At 64.2% G+C, this 2,218-nt stretch carries 2 protein-coding genes; both read left to right on the top strand.

Features of this window, described 5'->3' with window-relative positions:
• The coding region (locus VFF99_RS18070; RefSeq protein ID WP_325020315.1) for a methyl-accepting chemotaxis protein at nt 1–858 on the top strand (858 nt) is incomplete at its 5' end.
• A 92-nt stretch (nt 859–950) separates the two neighbouring features.
• A partial coding sequence (locus VFF99_RS18065) for a methyl-accepting chemotaxis protein (protein WP_325020314.1) occupies nt 951–2,218 on the top strand: 1,268 nt, incomplete at its 3' end.

The following is a 2,218-nucleotide window of genomic DNA, read 5'->3' as shown; positions in this document are numbered from 1 at the left end:
ACCGAGTCGCAGGCCAGCTCGCTGGAGGAAACCGCGTCGTCGATGGAAGAGCTGACCTCGACGGTGAAGCAGAACGCCGAGAACGCACGCCAGGCCAACCAGCTGGTGGTGTCGGCATCGGATGTGGCGGTGCGCGGCGGCGACGTGGTGGGGCAGGTGGTGGAGACGATGGGCTCGATCAAGGAGAGCTCGCGCAAGATCGTGGACATCATCGGCGTGATCGACGGCATCGCGTTCCAGACCAACATCCTGGCGCTGAATGCGGCAGTGGAAGCAGCGCGTGCCGGCGAACAGGGCCGCGGCTTCGCGGTGGTGGCGGCCGAAGTGCGCAACCTGGCGCAGCGTTCCGCGGGCGCCGCGAAAGAGATCAAGCAGTTGATCAGCGACTCGGTGGAGAAGGTCGACGCCGGCAGCAAGCTGGTGGATCAGGCGGGCCAGACGATGGATGAGATCGTGACCTCGGTCAAGCATGTGGCCGACATCATGAACGAGATCACCGCGGCCAGCCAGGAGCAGAGCTCGGGCATCGAACAGGTCAACCAGGCCATCAGCCAGATGGACGAGATGACGCAGCAGAACGCCGCACTGGTCGAACAGGCCGCAGCGGCCGCCGACAGCATGCAGACACAGGCGGCGGCACTCGCACAGGCCGTGTCCGTGTTCAAGCTGAGCCTGGCCGAGCAGGCCGCCCAGGCCACACTCGCATCCGCCCCGAAGCCATCAGCGGCTGCAAAGGCATCCTTGCCGGCCAAGCCGGCGGCCACGCGTGCGGTCGTCGCGAAGGCGGCGACACCACCCGCCGCGAGGGCCAAGCCCGTCGTGCCGGCCGGCACGGGCGACGATTGGGAAGAGTTTTGAGGCAAGCGCAGAGCGGGCATTCAGGGCAGAGGCCGATTCGGTCCGACCGGGCCGGACAGGCCATTCAACAGCAACAATAAGGGAGCACCAATATGCTCAAGATCTCTGACATCAAAATTGGTACACGGCTGGCGCTTGGATTCGGCCTGGTGCTCTTCTGCGCGACGGTCCTCCTGGTGCTCGCCCTGTGGCGCATGAGCCAGCTCAACGGGACGACGGAACATATCGTCAACGAACGGGTGACCAGCCTGACCAGCGGCATGGAAATGCGCGAGGCGGGCTGGAGCCTGGCGCTTTCCCTGCGCAAGGTCGCCACGCCGACCGACGCGACCGAAGGCGAGCGCGAACTCAAGCGCCTCGACGTGCTGGTGGATGCCTATTCGAAGGCCGAAGCAACGCTGCAGAAATACACGGACGATGCGCAATCCAAGGCATTGCTGGCGGCGTCGGTCGAGCACAAGCAGGCCATCTTCCCGGTCATCGAAAAGATCAAGGGGATGGTCAGCGGCGGGAACTACTTCGATGCCTCCGCCATCCTGAAGTCGGATTTCAATCCCTTGCATGAAAAGTGGATGACCAGCCTGGTGGCGCTGGCCGACTTCCATCAGAAGGAAATGAAGTCGACCTACGCAGAATCGCAGGCGAGCTATGGCACGACGCGCCTGGGCATGCTCGCAATCGGCCTCCTGACGATCGCTCTCGGTGCATTCGTCGCCGTGTTCATCACCCGCACGATCACCGCGCCGCTGCGGGAAGCGGCAAAGGTTGCCGACACGATCGCAGGCGGCGACCTTACCGCAAGCATCGAACCGCACGGCAATGACGAGGCAGGGCAGCTCGTCAACGCGCTGCGCAAGATGCAGGGCAATCTGGTCGATACGGTCAACCACATCAAGCAAGGCACGGAAACCATCTCGCTCGCCTCGCGCGAAATCGCGACCGGCAATGCAGACCTCTCCGCGCGCACGGAGTCGCAGGCCAGCTCGCTGGAGGAAACGGCATCGTCGATGGAAGAACTGACCTCGACGGTGAAGCAGAACGCCGAGAACGCACGCCAGGCTAACCAGCTGGTGGTGTCGGCATCGGACTATGCGCTCAAGGGCGGCGACGTGGTGGGGCAGGTGGTGGAGACGATGGGCTCGATCAAGGAGAGCTCGCGCAAGATCGTGGACATCATCGGCGTGATCGACGGCATCGCCTTCCAGACCAATATCCTGGCGCTGAATGCGGCAGTGGAAGCAGCGCGTGCCGGCGAACAGGGCCGCGGCTTCGCGGTGGTGGCGGCCGAAGTGCGCAACCTGGCGCAGCGTTCCGCAGGCGCCGCGAAAGAGATCAAGCAGTTGATCAGCGACTCGGTGGA

This window comes from Noviherbaspirillum sp. (assembly GCF_035654295.1).
Classification (GTDB): Bacteria; Pseudomonadota; Gammaproteobacteria; order Burkholderiales; family Burkholderiaceae_D; genus Noviherbaspirillum.
Note: the sequence above shows the minus strand (reverse complement) of the source record. Positions and strands in the feature narration are given on the sequence as shown.